General features: G+C 39.2%; 4 protein-coding genes. 2 read left to right on the top strand and 2 right to left on the bottom strand.

Annotated features, from left to right (window positions below):
- Positions 1–242: 242 nt before the first annotated feature.
- Positions 243–458, bottom strand: a complete 216-nt coding sequence (locus EZH24_RS09895; protein WP_044304632.1) for a hypothetical protein — start codon at positions 456–458, stop codon at positions 243–245.
- Between the two features lie 651 nt (positions 459–1109).
- On the opposite strand from EZH24_RS09895, the gene EZH24_RS09890 reads away from it, so the two are divergent.
- Both EZH24_RS09890 and EZH24_RS14170 read left to right on the top strand, forming a co-directional pair.
- A complete protein-coding gene (locus EZH24_RS09890) occupies positions 1110–2165 on the top strand; it encodes a hypothetical protein (RefSeq protein ID WP_226709680.1) in 1056 nt (351 codons plus the stop codon).
- Entirely contained in the window at positions 2158–2331 is a 174-nt protein-coding gene (locus EZH24_RS14170) for a hypothetical protein (RefSeq protein WP_022619478.1), read from the top strand. Before EZH24_RS09890 ends, EZH24_RS14170 begins: the two co-directional genes overlap by 8 nt.
- 198 nt (positions 2332–2529) lie before the next feature.
- Here EZH24_RS14170 and EZH24_RS15130 read toward each other — a convergent pair.
- The coding region (locus tag EZH24_RS15130) for a hypothetical protein (protein ID WP_002283382.1) at positions 2530–2712 on the bottom strand (183 nt) is incomplete at its 5' end.

Below are 2712 nucleotides of genomic sequence, written 5' to 3'. Positions count from 1 at the left end.
GGGAAAAAAAAAAAAAGTACAGATGCTTTTTTACAAATACAGCGCTCTTGCGTTGTATTTTCGCAACACAAAAAGTGAGTACAGATGTCTTTTTGCAAAAAACGCTATTGAAGTGCAAGATGGAAGCGCGAAAAATGAACCGGGGATGCGACGTGTAAGATTACCTACACCTTAGATGCAATAGCTTCTTCGGACACTGGACACATGCATTTGTTTTCCGTAAAGTGTTAGACTATATGTTATTATACAGATTCAAATATACTATCCGTTTCAGGTAAAACTCCCAAATTCGGATGTTCGAAATCCAATGATGGGTAACCAGTACGACCGTAATTCTGTAAAACAGTTTGTCGAATATCAGGCTGAATCTCTTCAAAGCGTGTTCGAATGTCATTGAGAAGCTGCAGCGTGACATTGGACAATAATGATGGCAGCCACTGAGAAAGTGCCTTTTGCATTTCTAATCTCTTTCTCGGTTTAGCTAGTTTTACTACATCGCGAAGATAGAATCGTAGATCACACTGCCTTTGCTGAGCTGGATCAATGGAGTAACAAAAGAGTGGTAATGCCTCATTAAAGGACAAGAACTTGAGCGGAAGTGTATCGTACAATAGACGGAGTATGCTTGTATAGTCTACAGTCTGCGGAACCTTAAGTGCCAGCTTTATAATGTCATTTTCCCTACTACAGGCCCGCCTGAAGGTAGACACATCATCATCAGTAAGCTTTGACAAAAAGCATTGAGTAGCTAGCTCTTCTATGCAATCTATAGCTGTTTTATAAGGCATTTAATGACAAATTGATTGTTTAGAAACATACTAGTGAAAGTAGCCTTAATCGCCTCTCGAAATTAATAATGCAGTATGGTGTAAAAAATGCAACTCGCGTTGCTCTACTTTTTTCCGAATTTCCGAATACGCAGCTGGGGTGATTGATCGATTTCGTATCAAAAGTTTTGTTTATAAAAACCGCGAAATCCTTCTTCAACAGATGGATTTTTACAGTGCTGACATACAATGACAACAACTATAATAGAAAATAACCGAAATATGAATGGAGAGAGACTACTTGTTTGTATTAAGCAATGTATTATGCAGCACTTCCAACCTATGATATACGATGAAAGTAGATGTGTAATTGAAACCACAAGGGGAACTTTTTCAGTTCCTGACAATTATAAGAAATATAAAACCTTAGCATTTGCTTTTGTTGGACACGTACTGAATACAGATGACACACCGGTAATTGAAAAAGAACTGGATTGGCCTGATCCTGCACTAGTGTACAATACAATTGTCGATCGAATCAGAAATCACCCAGAATTATCACAGTTTATATCGGTTGCATTCATTAGTCAATTAAAGGCGGCCATAGGGGAGGGTTTAGATATCAATGTAAGAGGCACGTTAAACCGCAGGGGAAAGGGTATAAGAAGGCCGAAAGGCGTATTTTTTAGATACATGGAATCCCCGTTTGTCAATACCAAGGTTACTGCATTCTTTTCTTATCTTCGAGACTATAATAAAATTGCCTCAGAGTATCACAATAATACTAAATTCATTCTCACGTTTTCATGTAAAGCATATTGGGCATCTGGCCCAAACTTTTCCGCCTTGAAGAATGTTATTAGGTGCTCCATAGTTCATGAATACATTTCTAGGTTTGTGGAAAGAGAACAGGGTCTTATAGGAGATCAGGAGCAACCACGTGAAGAAAACTCTTCCCCTGAACTAAGTAATGTGCAACATGAAGTCAATAATTTAATCGAACAAGATGCCGCGGCGGATGAAGGGTTGTGGAGTGAGATAGATTCATTATGTGAAAAATGGCAGTCTGAAGCGGAAGACCAAGCTGAAGCGGAGATAATAGCCGACAGAATAATTGGAAATAGTCAAAGGATGGCGAACCTTAAAATTCGTCGTACAAAGTTCAAAAGTGTCTTGTATCATATACTAAAGGAACTAATTCAATCTCAGGGAACCGTAAAGGTTTATCGCGGTAGTAGCTTTTCACACGATTCTATAAAGATAAGCTTACATTATGAAGAGCAGCATATTACAGCCGTATGGGTCTACCTAACAGTGAAATTTGAAGAGCATTGGAAACCAGTTGATGTAGAAGTCGAGTTTAGGTGCAAGTTCAAGGAGCGAAAGGTCAATGAGTAGGTTATATAGGGATATAGAAGATATAGAACATAGCAAAGAGCTGCTTTTGAGCAATGTTTGTGGAAGCGGTATTCGCAATATTTTAGTAGCTCGTTACAGTCCGGTGCGTTTTTGGTTTTTTGAAAGTGCGTCTTCAGAGCGCTTTTGGTTTTCAAAAGCGCTCTGAAGTTCCTATACTTTCTAGAGAATAGGAACTTCGGAATAGGAACTTCAAAGCGTTTCCGAAAACGAGCGCTTCCGAAAATGCAACGCGAGCTGCGCACATACAGCTCACTGTTCACGTCGCACCTATATCTGCGTGTTGCCTGTATATATATATACATGAGAAGAACGGCATAGTGCGTGTTTATGCTTAAATGCGTACTTATATGCGTCTATTTATGTAGGATGAAAGGTAGTCTAGTACCTCCTGTGATATTATCCCATTCCATGCGGGGTATCGTATGCTTCCTTCAGCACTACCCTTTAGCTGTTCTATATGCTGCCACTCCTCAATTGGATTAGTCTCATCCTTCAATGCTATCATTTCCTTTGATATTGGATCATA

This window comes from Brachyspira catarrhinii, assembly GCF_005518285.1.
GTDB lineage: Bacteria > Spirochaetota > Brachyspiria > Brachyspirales > Brachyspiraceae > Brachyspira > Brachyspira catarrhinii.
The sequence above is the reverse complement of the archived record's forward strand: the minus strand, read 5'-3'. Positions and strand labels throughout refer to the sequence as shown.